Annotated in this window: 14 protein-coding genes; 5 read left to right on the top strand and 9 right to left on the bottom strand. The window is 71.3% G+C overall.

The genetic code is table 11. The features are described 5' to 3' along the window. The first annotated feature begins 212 nt into the window (after positions 1-212). On the top strand, positions 213-1,415 hold the full coding sequence (locus ACZ4UU_RS23225; RefSeq protein ID WP_471905302.1) for an amino acid deaminase/aldolase: 1,203 nt from the start codon (positions 213-215) through the stop codon (positions 1,413-1,415). A gap of 20 nt (positions 1,416-1,435) precedes the next feature. Here ACZ4UU_RS23225 and ACZ4UU_RS23220 read toward each other — a convergent pair whose 3' ends face one another. Genes ACZ4UU_RS23220 through ACZ4UU_RS23205 form a run of 4 tightly spaced genes read right to left on the bottom strand, consistent with a single transcriptional unit; the run spans position 1,436 to position 5,886 of the window. Next, positions 1,436-2,332, bottom strand: coding sequence for a DUF2510 domain-containing protein (locus tag ACZ4UU_RS23220; protein ID WP_471905301.1), 897 nt, complete (start codon positions 2,330-2,332; stop codon positions 1,436-1,438). A gap of 20 nt (positions 2,333-2,352) precedes the next feature. Next, positions 2,353-3,135, bottom strand: a complete 783-nt coding sequence (locus tag ACZ4UU_RS23215) for a 3-oxoacyl-ACP reductase (protein WP_471905300.1) — start codon at positions 3,133-3,135, stop codon at positions 2,353-2,355. A 7-nt stretch (positions 3,136-3,142) separates the two neighbouring features. Then, on the bottom strand, positions 3,143-4,507 hold the full coding sequence (locus ACZ4UU_RS23210; protein WP_471905299.1) for an aldehyde dehydrogenase family protein: 1,365 nt from the start codon (positions 4,505-4,507) through the stop codon (positions 3,143-3,145). 8 nt (positions 4,508-4,515) lie between these two features. Next, complete coding sequence (locus ACZ4UU_RS23205) at positions 4,516-5,886, bottom strand: glutamine synthetase family protein (RefSeq protein ID WP_471905298.1); 1,371 nt, start codon at positions 5,884-5,886, stop codon at positions 4,516-4,518. 86 nt (positions 5,887-5,972) lie between these two features. Here ACZ4UU_RS23205 and ACZ4UU_RS23200 point away from each other — a divergent pair, with 86 nt between their 5' ends. From ACZ4UU_RS23200 to ACZ4UU_RS23190, 3 genes are all read left to right on the top strand, one after another. After that, on the top strand, positions 5,973-6,755 hold the full coding sequence (locus ACZ4UU_RS23200; protein ID WP_471905297.1) for a FadR/GntR family transcriptional regulator: 783 nt from the start codon (positions 5,973-5,975) through the stop codon (positions 6,753-6,755). 195 nt (positions 6,756-6,950) lie between these two features. Further along, complete coding sequence (eat, locus tag ACZ4UU_RS23195; protein ID WP_471905296.1) at positions 6,951-8,402, top strand: ethanolamine permease; 1,452 nt, start codon at positions 6,951-6,953, stop codon at positions 8,400-8,402. Between the two features lie 37 nt (positions 8,403-8,439). Next, positions 8,440-9,111 (top strand): gamma-glutamyl-gamma-aminobutyrate hydrolase family protein, encoded by a 672-nt coding sequence (locus ACZ4UU_RS23190; RefSeq protein ID WP_471905485.1) that lies wholly within the window; start codon positions 8,440-8,442, stop codon positions 9,109-9,111. A gap of 372 nt (positions 9,112-9,483) precedes the next feature. On the opposite strand, the gene ACZ4UU_RS23185 is transcribed toward ACZ4UU_RS23190, so the two are convergent. Then, positions 9,484-10,407 (bottom strand): LysR family transcriptional regulator, encoded by a 924-nt coding sequence (locus tag ACZ4UU_RS23185; RefSeq protein ID WP_471905295.1) that lies wholly within the window; start codon positions 10,405-10,407, stop codon positions 9,484-9,486. 70 nt (positions 10,408-10,477) lie between these two features. On the opposite strand from ACZ4UU_RS23185, the gene ACZ4UU_RS23180 reads away from it, so the two are divergent. Beyond that, positions 10,478-11,602, top strand: a complete 1,125-nt coding sequence (locus ACZ4UU_RS23180) for a TDT family transporter (protein ID WP_471905294.1) — start codon at positions 10,478-10,480, stop codon at positions 11,600-11,602. Here the strand turns inward: ACZ4UU_RS23180 and ACZ4UU_RS23175 are convergent. The 4 genes from ACZ4UU_RS23175 to ACZ4UU_RS23160 all read right to left on the bottom strand — a co-directional run bounded on the left by ACZ4UU_RS23175 (position 11,514) and on the right by ACZ4UU_RS23160 (position 17,021). Beyond that, positions 11,514-12,233, bottom strand: a complete 720-nt coding sequence (locus ACZ4UU_RS23175) for a helical backbone metal receptor (RefSeq protein ID WP_471905293.1) — start codon at positions 12,231-12,233, stop codon at positions 11,514-11,516. The genes ACZ4UU_RS23180 and ACZ4UU_RS23175 overlap by 89 nt on opposite strands. Then, a complete protein-coding gene (locus ACZ4UU_RS23170) occupies positions 12,233-12,802 on the bottom strand; it encodes a helix-turn-helix domain-containing protein (RefSeq protein WP_471905292.1) in 570 nt (189 codons plus the stop codon). The genes ACZ4UU_RS23175 and ACZ4UU_RS23170 overlap by 1 nt, the downstream gene beginning before the upstream one ends. A gap of 513 nt (positions 12,803-13,315) precedes the next feature. After that, a complete protein-coding gene (locus ACZ4UU_RS23165) occupies positions 13,316-15,940 on the bottom strand; it encodes an ABC transporter permease/substrate binding protein (RefSeq protein WP_471905291.1) in 2,625 nt (874 codons plus the stop codon). After that, a complete protein-coding gene (locus ACZ4UU_RS23160; protein ID WP_471905290.1) occupies positions 15,933-17,021 on the bottom strand; it encodes a quaternary amine ABC transporter ATP-binding protein in 1,089 nt (362 codons plus the stop codon). The genes ACZ4UU_RS23165 and ACZ4UU_RS23160 overlap by 8 nt, the downstream gene beginning before the upstream one ends. Between the last annotated feature and the right edge of the window lie 120 nt (positions 17,022-17,141).

Below are 17,141 nucleotides of genomic sequence, written 5' to 3'. Positions count from 1 at the left end.
CCGGCCCGGCGCGGACTTCGTCCGACCAGGCACGCATACCCGCACGGAAGAGGCGTCATCCCGGCGAGTACGCGCCCGGGAACGCTCCCCACATGCGTGCGCGTCACTCTACGGGTTGATCCTGGGCGAACGGGAACCAGTCCGGGACCCCGTGTGCATCTGCCCGGAACATCCCCCTACCCTGCGGTAATCCTGCATGGCAGGCTTCGTTCATGACTGCGCGCGCCGCCGACCGGGCCCGTTACGACCGGGCCACCGCCCATCTCGACGCCCCTCTCGCGATCGTGGACCTGGACGCCTTCGACGCCAACGCGGACGACCTGGTCCGCCGGGCCGGCGGGAAGCCGATCCGCGTCGCCAGCAAGTCCGTACGCTGCCGGGCCCTGCTGGAACGGGTGCTCGCCAAGGACGGGTTCGCTGGGATCATGTCGTTCACCCTCGCCGAGTCCCTGTGGCTGGCGCGATCCGGGTTCGACGACGTCCTGCTCGCCTATCCCTCCGCCGACAAGGCCGCTTTCGCCGAGCTGACCGGTGATCCCAAGCTCGCCTCCGCCGTCACCGTGATGATCGACGACCCGGCCCAGCTCCGGCTCATCGACGAGGCCCGGGACGGCGGGCGGGAAGTGGTGCGGGTCTGCCTGGAGTTGGACACCTCGCTGAAGCTGCTCGGCGGGCGGGTGCGCGTCGGCGCCCGGCGTTCGCCGCTGCACTCCCCCGCGCAGGTCGCCGACATGGCCCGGTTCGTCGCCCGGCGGCCGGGGTTCGAGGTGGTCGGGATCATGGCGTACGAGGGACACATCGCCGGGGTCGGGGACTCCCTGGCCGGGCGGCCGTTGCGGTCGCGTGCCGTGCGGCTGATGCAGGCCGCCGCCCGCCGGGAGCTGGCCGAGCGGCGGGCCGCGGTGGTGCGGGCCGTGCGGGCGGTGGCGCCGGGTCTCGAGTTCGTCAACGGCGGCGGGACGGGCAGTGTGCAGTTCACCGCCGCCGAGGACTGCGTGACGGAGATCGGGGCCGGGTCGGGGCTGTATGTGCCGCGGCTGTTCGACAACTACACGTCGTTCAGCGGGCGTCCGGCCGCGCTGTTCGCCCTGCCCGTCGTGCGCCGGCCGGGGGTGGGGGTGGTGACCGTCCTCGGGGGCGGGTATCCGGCCTCGGGTGCGGCGGGAGTGGACCGGCTGCCGGTGCCGTATCTGCCGGAGGGGCTGCGGTACGACCCCCAGGAGGGGCCCGGCGAGGTGCAGACGCCGCTGATGGGCTCCCCGGCCGACGATCTGCTGCTCGGCGACAAGGTGTGGTTCCGGCATGCCAAGGCCGGTGAACTGTGCGAGCGGTTCGACACGCTGCATCTCGTCGAGGGCGACGCGGTGACGGGGGCCGTACCGACGTATCGGGGCGAGGGGCTCACGTTCCTCTAGGGGGTTTTTCCTCGCGTCGCTCAGTCCGACGTGGACCGGATGCCCTCGGTCAGGCGGTCCATGTCGGTCAGCGGCGGCCCGTCCTCGCCCGCGTCGAAGACGTAGCGGACGATGACCGGTGCCTCGGTGCCGACGCGGGACGGGAAGGCCAGCGACTGGACGTAACCGCCCGGTCCCTCGGCCGTCCTGACCCGCCAGCGCACGAAGTACCCGGCGCGGCCCGCCACCTGTGCCGGGCCGGACTTGACGACCTGGTGGGACTTGATGCCGCCGAAGGGGCGTCGGCCGACCCTGTCGCGGCCGTAGGCGTCGTCGGCCGCGTCCTGGATGTCGGCCTTGGCGAGGGTCTCGGGGGATGTCCCGTCGTCCGCGCTCGCCGTGCGGGAGATGACCTTGCCGTGTCGGCAGAGGCCGAAGTCGGCCGGGCAGTCGTAGGTGCCGTCGGTGGTCATGAGGACGTCGGCCTCGGCGGGGCTGCGCGGTCTGACCCAGCCGGTGAGCAGCGGCAGGGTGATGCCGTTGAGCTGGTCCACGACGACGGCCGGGTCGTCGGCGGAGGGCTCCGAGGTGGACTGCGACGGAGTGGGCGTCGGGGTCGGTGTGTCGGGGGTCGGCTCGTGGGACGTGGGCTCCGAGGCCGCGAGCGTGGGTGCGGTGGTCACCTCCGCGCCGTCGTCATCGCCGAGCACGAGTGTGCCGGTGACGACGGCGGTGACCAGGACGGCGCCGGCGGCGGTGAGGGCGACGATCCTGGACCGCCGCCCGGCCGCGTCACCGGCGAACGGCGGCCCCGGCACCGGCGGTCCCGAGGGTTCGGGAGCGCGCCGGTGCTCGGTCCAGGCCGTTCCGTCCCACCAGCGCTCCAGATGCGGGGCCTTGGGGTCGCGGTACCAGCCGGGTGGTGGCGTGCTGCTCATCCCGGCCACTGTAGGGCGGCCTACAGCGGTGTGACGTACGCCCCGGAGATTCCGCCGTCGACCAGGAAGTCGGTGGCGTTGACGAAGGAGGAGTCGTCGCTGGCCAGGAAGGCGACGGCGGCGGCGATCTCCTCGGCCTCGGCGAAACGGCCGACCGGGATGTGGACCAGGCGGCGGGCGGCGCGCTCGGGGTCCTTGGCGAACAGTTCCTGGAGGAGCGGGGTGTTGACCGGTCCCGGGCACAGGGCGTTGACCCGGATTCCGTCGCGGGCGAACTGCACGCCGAGTTCACGGGACATGGCGAGGACGCCGCCCTTGGAGGCCGTGTACGAGATCTGGGACGTGGCGGCGCCCATCCTGGCCACGAAGGACGCCGTGTTGATGATGGAGCCCTTGCCCTGCTGCCGCATGTAGGGGATGGCGGCCTTGCAGCACAGGTAGACCGAGGTCAGGTTGACCTCCTGGACGCGCTTCCAGGCCTCCAGGCCGGTCTCCAGGATGGAGTCGTCGTCGGGCGGCGAGATGCCGGCGTTGTTGAAGGCGATGTCGACGCTGCCGTAGGTGTCGTACGCCGTCCTGAACAGCGCCTCGACCTGCTCGGCGTCGGTGACGTCGACCTTGACGAAGGTCCCGCCGACCTCCTCGGCGGCGGCCTTGCCGCGCTGTTCGTCGACGTCGCCGCAGACGACGTGGGCACCCTCGGAGGCGAGGCGGCGGGCGGTGGCGAGGCCGATGCCGCTGCCGGCTCCGGTGATGACGGCGGTACGGCCGACGAGGCGACGGCAGATGTTCTCTTCGGTCATGAGCGGCTCAGGCCTCCGTGCTGATGAAGACGTTCTTGGTTTCGGTGAAGGCGGTCAGGGCGTCCGGGCCCAGTTCGCGGCCGATGCCGGACTGCTTGAAGCCGCCGAAGGGGGTCCAGTAGCGGACGCTGGAGTGGGAGTTGACGGACAGGTTGCCGGCCCGGACGGCCTGGGAGACGCGCAGGGCGCGGCCGACGTCCCGGGTCCAGACGGAGCCGGAGAGGCCGTAGTCGGTGGCGTTGGCCAGCCGGATCGCGTCGGCCTCGTCGTCGAACGGGAGGACCACGGCCACGGGGCCGAAGACCTCCTCGACGGCCACGCGCGCGCGTGAGTCGACACCGGTGAGGACGGTCGGCGGGAACCAGAAGCCGGGGCCTTCGGGAGCCTTGCCGCGGATGCCCTCGGCGCCCTGGTCGACGTACGAACGCACCCGGTCCAGCTGGGACTTGGAGATCAGCGGGCCCATGTCGGTGTTCTCGTCGGCCGGGTCGCCGACCGTCACCGCCTCGATGGCGGGGGCGAGCAGGTCGAGGAAGCGGTCGTGGGCGGAGCGCTGGACGAGGATGCGGGTGCGGGCGCAGCAGTCCTGGCCGGAGTTGTCGAGGAAGGACATGGGGGCTGCCGCCGCGGCGGCTTCGAGGTCGGCGTCGGCGAAGACGATGTTGGGGCTCTTGCCGCCGAGTTCGAGGGTGACGCGCTTGAGCAGCGCTGAGCCCTTGGCCAACACCTGTTTGCCCACGGTCGTCGACCCGGTGAAGACGATCTTCGCGACGCCGGGGTGCTCGACGAGCGCGTTGCCCGCGACGGGCCCGTGGCCGGGCAGCACCTGGAACAGCCCCTCGGGAAGCCCCGCCTCCAGGGCCAGCTCCGCCAGCCGCAGGGCGGTCAGCGGGGTCGTCTCGGCGGGCTTGAGGAGGACCGCGTTGCCGGCCGCGAGTGCGGGGGCGGTGCCCCAGGCGGCGATCGGCATCGGGAAGTTCCAGGGGGCGATGACGCCGACGACGCCGAGCGGTTCGAGGATCGTGACGTTCAGGCCGCCGGGCACCGGGATCTGGTGGCCCGTGAGCCGCTCCACTCCCCCGGCCGCGTAGTCGAGCAGATCGCGGACGTTGCCCGCCTCCCAGCGGGCGTTGCCGACGGTGTGCCCGGCCTCGCGGACCTCCAACCGGGCGAGTTCTTCGAGGTGTTCGTCGACGGCGACGGCGAACCGGCGCAGCAGCCGGGCGCGTTCGCCGGGTGCGAGGGCGGCCCACGCGGACTGCGCCTTCGTGGCCCGTACGACGGCGGCGTCGACGTCGGCCGCGGTGGCGGCGGGGACGGTGGCGACGACTTCTTCGGTGGCCGGATTGAGTACCTGGAGCTGGTCGGACAAGAAGGGCCTCACATGCGTTCGAAGGAGCGGCGCAGCTCCCAGTCGGTCACCGCGGCGTCGAAGGCGTCCAGTTCGACGCGCGCCATGTTGCGGTAGTGGGCGACGACCTCGTCGCCGAAGGCGGCCTTGGCGATCGGGCTGTTCTCCCAGAGCTCGGCGGCCTCGCGGAGCGTGGTGGGGACGTGCTCGAAGTCGGCGGCGTAGGCGTTGCCGGGGCAGGGATCGGGCAGCTCCAGCTTCTGCTCGATGCCGTACAGGCCCGCGGCGACCAGTCCGGCGACGGCGAGGTGCGGGTTGACGTCGCCGCCGGGGAGCCGGTTCTCGAAGCGCAGGGAGCGGCCGTGGCCGACGACGCGCAGGGCGCAGGTGCGGTTGTCGCGGCCCCAGGCGACGGCGGTCGGGGCGAAGGAGCCGGGCTGGAACCGCTTGTAGGAGTTGATGTTGGGGGCGTAGAGGAGCGAGAAGTCCCGCAGGGCGGCCAGCTGGCCCGCGAGGAAGTGCCGCATGACCTCGGACATGCCGCCGGGGTCGTCGGAGGTGCCCGCCATGACGCTGTTGCCGGCGTCGTCCGCGAGGGAGAGGTGGATGTGGCAGGAGTTGCCCTCGCGCTCGTTGTACTTGGCCATGAAGGTGATCGAGACGCCCTCCTGGGCGGCGATCTCCTTGGTGCCGGTCTTGTAGATGGCGTGCTGGTCGCAGGTGACCAGGGCGTCGTCGTACTTGAAGGCGATCTCGTGCTGGCCCGGGTTGCACTCGCCCTTGGCCGACTCGACGGTGAGCCCGGCGCCCGCCATCTCGTTGCGGATACGGCGCAGCAGGGGCTCGATCCGTCCGGTGCCCAGCACCGAGTAGTCGATGTTGTACTGGTTGGCCGGGGTCAGCCCGCGGTAGCCCGCGTCCCAGGCCTGCTCGTAGGTGTCCTTGAAGACGATGAACTCGAGTTCCGTGCCGACCTTGGCCGTGTACCCGAGCTCTGCGAGGCGCTCCAGCTGGCGGCGCAGGATCTGGCGGGGCGCGGCGACCACGGGCGAGCCGTCCTCCCAGGCCAGGTCGGCGACGAGCATGGCCGTGCCGGCGTTCCAGGGGACGCGGCGGAGGGTGGCCAGGTCGGGGTGCATGGCGAAGTCGCCGTAGCCGCGGTCCCAGGAGGACATCTCGTAGCCGTCGACGGTGTTCATCTCGGTGTCGACGGCAAGGAGGTAGTTGCAGCCCTCGGTGCCGTGGTGGAGCACCTCGTCGAGGAAGAAGCGGGCGGCGAACCGCTTGCCCTGGAGCCGCCCTTGCATATCGGGGAAGGCCAGGACGACAGTGTCGATCTCACCGCTCGCGACGAGGGCGTGCAGCTCCTCGACGCTCAGCGGGGGTGTGCGGTCTGCCACGGGAGAGCCTCCATTCGGCTACTTCGGTCAGCCGGGAGCCATAAGGTATGACTGATGACCATTGCTTGGGAAGGGGGTACGGCCATATGTCGCAGGCGGGCACGGGACACGGGGCGGCCGGGACGTCCGGGGCGTCGGGGACGCCGGGGGCGACAGGGGCCGACGACCGGCTGACGTCGGTCCTGCGGCCGGTGCGGGCGGGCAACGGTTTCGAGGAGGCCCTGGAGCAGGTGCTCCAGGTCGTCCGGCTCGGCCTGGTACCGGGCGGCGAGCGGCTCCCGGCCGAGCGCGAACTGGCCGACCGGCTGGGGATCAGCCGGGTGACGCTGCGCGAGGTGCTGAAGGTCCTCCAGGACCAGGGCCTGGTCGAGTCGCGGCGCGGACGCTACGGCGGCACGTTCGTGCTGCCGCGCCCCGAGACACCCGGCGAGGAGGAGCTGCGCCGCCGCCTGAAGGACGTCGACGTCGAGGACGCGCTGCGCTTCCGCGAGGTGCTGGAGGTGGGTGCGGCCGGGCTGTGCGCCGCGCACGGGCTGGCCGAGGAGCAGGCCGGCCGGCTCCGCGAGGCCCTGGCGCGCACGCACGACGCCCCACTCGCCGAGTACCGCCGCCTGGACACCCTGCTGCATCTGACGCTCGCCGAGCTGTCCGGCTCCCCCACGCTGACGGCCCAGTACGCGGCCGTCCGGGCGACGGTCAACGACCTGCTCGACTGCATCCCGCTCCTGGTCCGCAACCTGGAGCACTCGCAGCGCCAGCACACCGCCCTCGTGGAAGCCGTGATCGAGGGCAACGCGGAGTGCGCGCGGGAGATCATGCGCGAGCACTGCGCGGGCACGGCGGCGCTGTTGCGGGGCTTCCTGGGCTGAGCCCTTCATCCATCGGTGAGCGTGGTTTCGGCTCGGCTCGCAGTGAGCACGGATTTACGGGCGATTGACGCACGGGTATTGCCTTCCCACCGCCGACCCCGCAAAGGTATGCATCCACTCCATTGAACCGGAGCTCGGTCGACCCCACCGTGCCCGGGAAGAGCTCCTGTCCGCCGCCCCGTGGGGAGTCTGTCCATGTCGTTGGAATCCACCAGTACACCCGGTACACCCGCCCCCGAGGGGGACGACTATCTGCAACGCAGGACCCTGCGCCGCGGCAGCGCCGGCTGGGTGCTGCTGACCGGTCTCGGTGTCGCCTACGTCGTCTCCGGCGACTACTCGGGCTGGAACTTCGGCCTGGCCGAAGGCGGCTTCGGGGGCCTGGCCATCGCCATGGTGCTGATGGGCGCGATGTACGCCTGCATGGTGTTCGCGCTCGCCGAGCTGTCCTCGATCCTGCCGACGGCAGGCGGTGGCTACGGTTTCGCCCGCCGGGCGCTCGGCCCCTGGGGCGGCTTCCTCACCGGTACGGCCATCCTCATCGAGTACGTCCTCGCGCCCGCCGCCATCGTCATCTTCATCGGCGACTACGTCGAGTCGCTGGGCCTGTTCGGCCTGGAGTCCGGCTGGCCGATATACCTGGTCTGCTTCGCCATCTTCCTCGGCATTCATCTCTGGGGCGTCGGTGAGGCGCTGCGCTTCAGCTTCGTCGTCACCGGCATCGCGGTGGCGGCCCTGATCGTGTTCGCGCTGGCGGCGCTGCCCGACTTCTCCTTCGGCTCGCTGGACGACATACCGGTCGACGCGTCGGCGGCGGGGTCGAACTCCTGGCTGCCCTTCGGCCTGCTCGGCATCTGGGCGGCGTTCCCGTTCGGCATGTGGTTCTTCCTGGGCGTGGAGGGCGTGCCACTGGCCGCCGAGGAGACCAAGGAGCCGGCCCGTACGCTGCCGAAGGCGATCCGCTGGTCGATGGGCATCCTGGTGGTCCTCGCGGTGGTCACGTTCTTCGCGGCGGCCGGGGCGCGCGGTTCCGCGGCGATCCAGGAGGCGGGCAACCCGCTGGTGGAGGCGCTCCAGCCGGACGGCGAGGCGACCACGCTGAGCCGGATCGTGAACTACGCGGGCCTGGCCGGCCTCGTGGCCTCCTTCTTCTCCCTGATCTACGCGGGCTCCCGCCAGCTGTTCGCCCTGTCCCGCGCGGGCTACCTCCCCCGCTTCCTCTCCCTCACCAGCAGCCGCAAGGCGCCGTACCTGGGCCTGCTGGTGCCCGGCACGATCGGCTTCCTGCTCGCGGCGGTGTCCGGCAACGGCGCCCGGATGCTGAACATCGCGGTCTTCGGCGCGACCATCTCGTACGCCCTGATGTCCCTGTCGCACATCGTGCTGCGCCGCCGCGAGCCCGAACTCCCGCGGCCGTACCGTACGCCGGGCGGGGTGCTGACCTCCTCGGTCGCCCTGGTGCTGGCCTGTGCGGCGCTGGTGGCCACGTTCCTGGTGGACGTGACGGCGGCGGTGATCGCGCTGGTGGTGTACGTGGTGGCGGTCGCCTACTTCGGCCTCTACAGCCGTAAACACCTGGTGGCGAAGGCGCCGGAGGAGGAGTTCGCGGCGCTGGCGGCGGCCGAGGCAGAGTTGACGCGGGACTGAAGGAGCGAGCAGTGAGGGAGTCGTCGTGGCCAGGCCGTTGATCGGTGTCAGCACCTATCTGGAGTCCGGTGTGCGGTGGGGGGTCTGGGAGCTGGACGCCGCGCTGCTGCCCGTGGGCTACCCGCGGCTCGTGCAGCGGGCCGGCGGTCTCGCCGCGATGCTCCCGCCGGACGACCCGGCACACGCCGCGGCCGCGGTCGCCCGGCTGGACGGGCTGGTCATCGCGGGCGGGCCCGATGTGGAGCCGGTCCGCTACGGCGCGGAGCGGGAGCCGCGGACCGGGCCGCCCGCGCGGGCGCGGGACGCGTGGGAGCTGGCCCTGATCGACGCCGCGCTGGCCGCGGGCCTGCCCCTGCTCGGTATCTGCCGCGGCATGCAGCTCCTGAACGTCGCCCTCGGCGGCACGCTCGTCCAGCACCTCGACGGGCATGCCGAGGTCGTCGGCGCTTTCGGCACGCACACCGTCAAGCCGGAGCCGGGGAGTCTGTACGCCGGTCTCGTGCCGGAGGAGACCTCGGTGCCGACGTACCACCATCAGGCCGTGGATCGGCTGGGTGAGGGTCTGGTCGCTTCGGCGTACGCGGGCGACGGGACGGTGGAGGCGGTGGAACTGGCCTCCGGGGGGTGGGTGTTGGGGGTGCAGTGGCATCCGGAGATGGGGAGGGATGTGCGGGTGATGGGGGGTCTGGTGCGCGCGGCCGCCGGCTGACAGACGATTCCCGCCCCCGCCGCCCCTACCCGTCCCATCCTTCTGGGGCTCCGCCCCAGACCCCGCTCCTCAAACGCCGGAGAGGCTGAGTACTCCAGCCCGTCCGGCGTTCGAGGACGAGGCCATCACCATCCCGAACCCCCCACCCACGCGCAGGGAGCTACGCCGGGACGGCTGGGCCTTTCAGCCCGTCCGGCGTTCGAGGACGAGACCATCGCCGTCCCGAACCCCCACCCACCCGCAGGGAGCTACGCCGGCCCATGCATCTTCAGCCCGTCCGGCGTTTGAGGACGAGGCCCGCAGGGCCGACAGCGGGGGTCTGGGGGCGCAGCCCCCAGGGACGGGACGGGTAGGGGCGGCGGGGGCGAAGGACTAGCCGCGGGTCAGGGACAGCAGGTCCCGGGCCGGGCCCACCGGGCGGTGGCCCGTCGGCCACACCGCTCGCAGGTCCCGCGCCAGGGAGACGTCGGACAACGGCACCCTCACCAGTCGCCGCATGGACAGCTCCTCCCCCACAGCGAGCTCACTGAGAACCGCAGGCCCCGCCCCACCCACGGCCGCCGCCTTCACCGCGGTGGTCGAGGACAGTTCGATCAGCGGCCGGGCCAACCCGCCCAACGCCGCGTCCAGCACCTGCCGCGTACCCGACCCCTTCTCCCGAAGGATCAACGGTGTCACCGCCAGTTCCGACGCCTCCAACGGACGCCGCCGCCGAGCCCAGACATGCCCCGGCGCGGTCACCACGATGAGGCTGTCGTGAGCGATGACCACGGAGTCCAGCCCCGTCGGCACACTCACCCCCTCCACGAACCCCAGGTCCGCCTCGTCCGCCAGCAACCGCTCCGCGACGGCCGCCGAGTTCCCGGCGAGAAGGGACACCGCGGTGTCCGGTCGCTGGGCGCGCAGCGCGAGCAGCCACCCCGGCAACAGGTACTCGGCGATCGTCATGCTCGCGGCCACCCGCAGCCGCGAGTCCCGCCGGTCCCGCAACGCCTGCGCCCCCGCGTCGAACGCCTCCGCGGCCTCCACGACCCGCCGCGCCCAGTCCGTCACCAACGCCCCGGCGTCCGTGAGCCGGGAACCCCTCGGTGACCGGTCGACCAACGCCACCCCCAACTGGCGTTCCATCGACCGGATCCGGCTGCTCGCCGCCGGCTGGGTGATCCCCAGCTCACGCGCCGCCCCACCGAGGCTGCCGAGCCGGGCCACCGCCAGCAACAGCTCCAGCGCGCCGAGATCGGGGACCCTATGTGCCAGGGATCCCGCGCGAATCTGCCCCTCCGCCGACTGAGTCATAAACCCAGTTTATGTCGCCATAGAGGCAAACTCCCTGGTGGGAGCTGACAGACGCCACAACGCTGATCCCATGGTCACCGCCGTCCGTCATCTCGGACCCAACTGGTACGCCGCCGTCATGGGCACCGCCGCCGTCGCCACCGCCGGAGCCGGGCTGCCGGTCCACGTCCCCGGCCTGCGTACCGCCTGCACGGCCGTCTGGGCGCTCTCCCTGGTCCTGCTGCTCACCCTTCTCACCGCCCGCGCCCTGCACTGGACCCACCACCGCGACCAGGCCCGCGCCCACCTCCTCGACCCGGCCACGGCACCCTTCTACGGCTGCCTGGCCATGGCGTTGCTCGCCGTCGGGGGCGGCGCGATCACCGTCGGCCAGGACTGGATCGGCGGCGCGGCGGCGGTCGTTCTCGACGCCGTGCTGTTCAGCGTCGGGACGGCCGTCGGACTGGCGGCCGCCGTCGCCGTCCCGTACCTCATGGCCGTACGCCATCGCGCGGAACCGTCGCAGGCCACGCCCGTGTGGCTGCTGCCGCTGGTGGCGCCCATGGTGTCCGCCGCGCTCGGCCCGCTCCTGGTGCCGCATCTGCCGCCGGGGCAGGCGCGGCAGACGCTGCTCCTCGCGTGCCTCGCGATGTTCGGGCTCAGCCTCCTGGCCACGCTGCTGATGCTGCCGCTGGTCTTCGCCCGCCTGATCACGGGAGGACCGCTCCCGCTCGCCCTCACGCCGACCCTGTTCCTGGTGCTGGGCCCGCTCGGGCAGTCCACCACCGCCGTCGGCACGTTCGCGGACGTCGCGCCCGGAGTGCTCCCGCCGCCGTACAGCGAGGGCTTCGGCCTGCTCGCCGTCCTCTACGGCGTTCCCGTCATGGGCTTCGCCCTCCTGTGGTCCGGGCTCGCCACCGCCCACGTCCTGCGCGCGCGACGGCACGGCATGGGCTTCGCGATGACGTGGTGGGCGTTCACCTTCCCGGTCGGCACCTGCGTCACCGGCGCCGAGGCCCTGGCACGGCACACCGGACTCGTCGTCTACGAGATCCTCGCCATCGGCCTGTACGGCGTGCTCGTCGCCGCCTGGGCCGTCGCCGCCGCGCGTACCGCCCAAGGGCTGCTCAACGGCACGCTGCTCGCAGCGCCCCGCCCAACACCCGTGGCGCCTCTGCCAGCGACGGCCCGTACCACGTCAGGTGCCGTCCGCTGACCAGGGCACAGGGCAGGCCGGGGAAGGCCTCCGGGCCGTCGTCGGCCGTGAAGCGGTACGGCTCGTCGGGGAGAACCACGACGTCCGGGGCCGCCGCCAGGAGGTCGTCCAGGGGGATGCGGGGGTAGCGGTCCTCGTGGGCGGCGTACGGATGGTCGATGCCGAGGCGGGACAGGACGTCGCCCGCGAAGGTGTCGCGGCCCAGCACCATCCAGGGCCGGCGCCAGATCGGGACCACGGCTGTCGTACGGAGGGACTGGACCGGCAGCGACGACCAGATGCCCTCCGCCTCGTCCAGCCAGCGCGGGCGGGCCGGCGCACCGCAGGCGTCCAGTACGCGCTCCAGTTCGCGGAAGGCCTGCGGTACGTCCCGCACCTCGGTGACCAGGACCTCGACGCCGGCCGCGCGGAGGGCGCAGAGGTCGGGTTCGCGGTTCTCCTCCTCGTTGGCGAGCACCAGGTCCGGGGCGAGGGCGAGGATCCGGTCGACCTTGGGGTTCTTCGTGCCGCCCACGCGGGTGACGTCGAGATCGGCGGGGTGACTGCACCAGTCCGTCGCGCCGACCAGGACACCGGGGGCCGACACGGCCACGGCCTCCGTCAGGGACGGCACGAGCGAGACGACGCGCATCAGCGCCCCGGCCGGTCCCGGACCGCCTCGATGTGCTCGGCCACCGCGACGACGACCACCCGAGTGTCCGGCACCGTCGCCCGCCAGCGGTGGCGCACGCCGCCGGTCAGGTAGAGGGTGTCGCCCCGGCCGAGTCGGTAGGCCCGGCCCTCGGCCTCGATCTCCACGGCGCCGTCGGCGACGTACATCAACTGGTCGTTGCGGTACTGGAATTCACGGCCCGCGTCATGGTCGCCGGTGAACTCCGAGGCGTGCATCTGATGGTGACCGCGCACCAGGGAACGCGTCCGTGGTTCCGGTGCCAGCTCGGAGGTCTCGGCCCGGACCACGTCGACACTGCACGCCGGGTCCGCGGCGGCGAGGAGTTCGACGGCGGTCGTTCGCAGCGCGTCGGCGACCTTTTCGAGGGAGCTTCGGCTGGGGCGCGCCCGGTCGTTCTCGACCTGGCTCAGGAAGGGCACGGACAGGCCGCTGCGCTCGGACACGACAGCGAGGGTGAGGTCCAGCGCACGGCGTCGCCGCCGCACTGCGGCGCCCACCCGAAGGGCCTGTTCTTTGTGGTCGCCCATCGCTCCGGCTCCCTCCTTCGCTCGTCGGTCCGCTGTCCTCGCGCCCGTCGCCCGGCGCACACCTTCTGTTGAGTTCTCTGCACCCTACGCATGTTCGGCAAACCGTTTCATGCGCCCGTCACATCGACGACACGTCAGGGGGAGTACGACCCATGGGTTCGCGCCAGCCGGATCGGCTCCCGGAACGCGTGGGCCGCCCCCGCGTCACCGCTGATCCCCGATCAACACCAGTATCCCGTGTTCATTTCAATGCTGCGGCGGCTTCCCGTGTTCCCTGGTGAGTACGGGCGGAGTGCCTGGCCGGGTAGGGAGAGGCGGGGAGGGCCGGGGGCGGGGCGTAGCGCTCTGTGGTTGGCCGGATCCTTCTCGTAGGCGCGGACAGGTGTCCGCATGGCCGCGCGCGGTATGGCACACGGAACCGGGCATACAGAACCGGGGGCGGGATTCACGTACGCATGAATCCCGCACCCGGTGCCCGTGTCCCTGCCTGTGTCTACGGCAAGGCCCGTGGAGCTATCCCGCCACGGGCGCCAGCTCGTCCACGATCCCGGGGTGAGCGTCCATCCAACGGCGGGCCGACTCCTTCTCGTTTCCGGCGCCGCCCTTCTGGATCTCCACCTCCAGTGAGGCGAGTTGTTCCTCGGTCAGCTTGAAGTCCTTGAGCCAGCCGCTGAGTTCGGGGAACTCCTGGCCGAAGCCCTTCTTGGCAACCGTGTGGATCCGCTCGCCCTCGCCCCAGGCGCCCTCGGGGTCCTTGAGCTTCTTCAGGTCGTACTTGCCGTACGCCCAGTGCGGCGACCACAGCGTCACCACGACCGGCTCACGCTTCTTGATCGACCGGTCCAGCTCCGCCAGCATCGACGACGTACTCGACGACACCACCTTGTACTCGCCCTCAAGGCCGTACGCCTTCAGCACCGACTTGTTCAGCGTGCCCATCATCCCGGCACTCGCCTCGATACCGATGATCTTCCCGCCGAACTCCTTGCCCCGACCCTTCAGGTCGGCCAGCGAGTCGACGCCCTTCACATACGACGGAACCGTCAGCTCCAGCGACGTCGGCCCGTACCAGGAACCGAGGTCGTCCAGCTTGCCCTTGAAGCGGTCCACGTACTCCTTGTGCGTGGTCGGCAGCCAGCCGTCCAGCTGGACGTCCATCTGCCCCTGGGCGAGCGAGGTGTAGAGCGGGCCGGGGTCGAGCTGTTTGACGTTCGGCTTGTAGCCGCGGTCCTCCAGGATGTTCTGCCAGAGGTAGGTGGCGGCGATGGCCTCGTCCCACGGGAAGTAGCCCATGTCGACGGTCTTGCCCGCGTCCTTGCCCTGTGCCTTCGCGGCGCCGGCGACCGGGGCGAGCTTGTTCACCAGGCCGGGGTTCTTCTTCAGCCAGGCGCGGACACCGTCCTGCTCGTGGCCTTCGCCCGCGGCGCGGATGTCGTTCTCCAGGCCGGTCAGCTGCTGCTCGGTGAGCTTGAAGTCCTTCAGCCACTTCGCGACGGTCGGGTCCTTCTCGGCGAAGCCCTTGTGCGCGACGGTGTGGATCTGCTCGCCCTCGCCCCAGGCGCCCTCGGGGTCCTTGAGCTTCTTCAGGTCGTACTTGCCGTACGCCCAGTGCGGCGACCACAGCGTCACCACGACCGGCTCACGCTTCTTGATCGACCGGTCCAGCTCCGCCAGCATCGACGACGTACTCGACGACACCACCTTGTACTCGCCCTCAAGGCCGTACGCCTTCAGCACCGACTTGTTCAGCGTGCCCATCATCCCGGCACTCGCCTCAATGCCGATGATCTTCCCGCCGAACTCCTTGCCCCGACCCTTCAGGTCGGCCAGCGAGTCGACGCCCTTCACATACGACGGAACCGTCAGCTCCAACGACGTCGGCCCGTACCAGGCACCCATGTCGTCGAGCTGGGAGCTGTACTTGTCCCAGTACGCCTTGTGCGTGGTCGGCAGCCAGGCGTCGGTCTGGAAGTCGATGTCACCGCGGGCCACGCCCGAGTAGAGCGGGCCGGGGTCGAGCTGCTTGACGTCGGTCTCGTAGCCGCGCTGCTCCAGGAGCTCCTTCCACAGATACGTGGTGGCGGTGCCCTCGTCCCAGGGGATGTAGCCGATGTTGATCTTCTTGCCGTGGCCGACGTTCGTGCCGGCCGCCGCCTCCTGGCTGCTCCCGGAGCCGGCCAGGTTCATGCCGCCCGCGACGAGCGCGAGGATCACGACGCCGATGACCGCCACGGCGCCGCCCGGCTTGTAGTGGGCGAGCCGGAAGCGGCCCGCGGCGGCGACGGCGGCCTTGGCCGCGGCCCGGCGGCCGAGCGGGGAGACCCGCCGGCCCAGCGCCCCGGTCATCCGGTCCAGGTACATCGCGAGGATGACCACGGCGACCCCGCTCTCGGCGGCCAGGCCGACCTTGAGCTGGGTGATCGCGGAGTAGACCTGCTCGCCGAGGCCGCCGGCGCCGGCCATGCCGCCGATGACCACCATCGACAGGGCCAGCATGATGACCTGGTTGACCCCGGCCATGATCGTCGGCAGCGCGAGCGGCAGCTGGACACGGGCCAGGGTGCTGCGCGGGCTGGTACCGAAGGCCTCGGCCGCCTCGATCAGCTCGCCGTCCACCTGCCGGATGCCCAGCTCGGTCATGCGCACGCCCGGGGGCATGGCGAAGATGATCGTCGCGAGGAGTCCGGGGGTGGTGCCGACCCCGAAGAACATGACGCCGGGGATGAGGTAGATGAACGCCGGCATCGTCTGCATGACGTCGAGCACCGGCCGCAACTGGGCGCCGACCCGCTCGCTGCGGGCGGCCCAGATGCCGAGCGGCACCGCGAGGACGATGGTGATGACCGAGGCGACGAGGACGAGCGAGAGCGTGTCCATCGCGTCGTCCCACAGGCCTAGCGAGTCGATCAGGGCAAGGCCGACGAAGGCCAGCGCACCGGGCAGCAGACCGCGCAGCCAGCACGCGATCACCGCGAGGATCCCGGCCATGAGCAGCGGCTCACCGCCGCCGAGGACGGCGTTGACACCGTCGTACATGCCGCCGAGCACGGTGTTGACCAGGTCGAACAGCCAGGTCAGGTGGGACTGGAGCCAGCCCACCAGGTCTTCTATCCAGTCGCCGAAGTGGAGCCTAGGCATTGGCGATCACCTTCCCGTCGCGGCTGTCGCGCGGGTTGTCGCAGGGCTCGGGCTCGCCCTGCTGGTCGCCGAGGAGGCCGACGAGGCGTTGTCGGGGGACGCGTCCGACGAGATTCCCGTCGGCGTCCAGGACCGCCACGGGGTGCGTCAGGCGGGCGCTGATCGCGCACAGCTCGGTGAACGGGGTGTCCGTCGTCGCGGTCTCGCAGCCGCAGCCGACCTCGTCGCCGACGACGTCCTCGTCCATGACGGCCGCCGCGGTCAGCACACGGGAGCGGTCGACGTCCTGGATGAAGGAGGCCACGTAGTCGTTGGCGGGGCGCAGGAGGATGTCCTGCGCCGAGCCGGTCTGGACGATACGGCCGTCCCGCATGACCGCGATGCGGTCGCCGAGGCGCATGGCCTCGTTGAGGTCGTGGGTGATGAAGACGATGGTCTTCTTCAGGGTCTGCTGGAGCTGGAGCAGCTGGTCCTGCATGTCCCGGCGGATCAGCGGGTCGAGCGCGCTGAAGGACTCGTCCATGAGCAGCAGGTCGGCGTCGGTGGCGAGGGCGCGGGCCAGGCCCACCCGCTGCTGCATACCGCCGGACAGCTCGTCGGGCCAGGACTTCTCCCAGCCGGCCAGTCCGCACAGGGCCAGCGCCTCGCCGGCGCGCTTCTCGCGCTCGGCGCGGGGCACGCCCTGCACGGCCAGGCCGTAGGCGGCGTTCTCCAGCACGCTGCGGTGCGGGAAGAGCGCGAAGTGCTGGAAGACCATGCTGATCTTGTTCGCGCGGACCTCGCGCAGCTCGCGGTCGCCGATCGCGGTCAGGTCCTGGCCGTCGAAGCGGACATGGCCGGCGGTCGGCTCCAGGAGCCCGTTGAGCATGCGCAGCAGGGTGGACTTGCCTGATCCGGACAGGCCCATGACGACGAAGATCTGGCCTGGTTCCACGGTGAAGGAGGCGTCGATCACGGCGGCGGTGGTGCCGTCGGCGCGCAACTCCTCCCGGTCGGCTCCTTGGCGGAGCCGTTCGACAGCCTCGTCCGGTCGTCTCCCGAACACCTTGTACAGATGTTCGGCCTCAAGCCTGGATGACACGGGTACCTCTTGTCTCGACGGCAAAGGAAGGGAGCGACGGGCACCGCCGTCGAGTGCGCGGGCGCGTCGCTCCGAGCGCGCGCCTGCCCTCGATTCCCGGCCACAAACGCACAAGTGGTC

The organism is Streptomyces sp. NPDC028907 (assembly GCF_055564995.1).
Note: the sequence above shows the minus strand (reverse complement) of the source record. Positions and strands in the feature narration are given on the sequence as shown.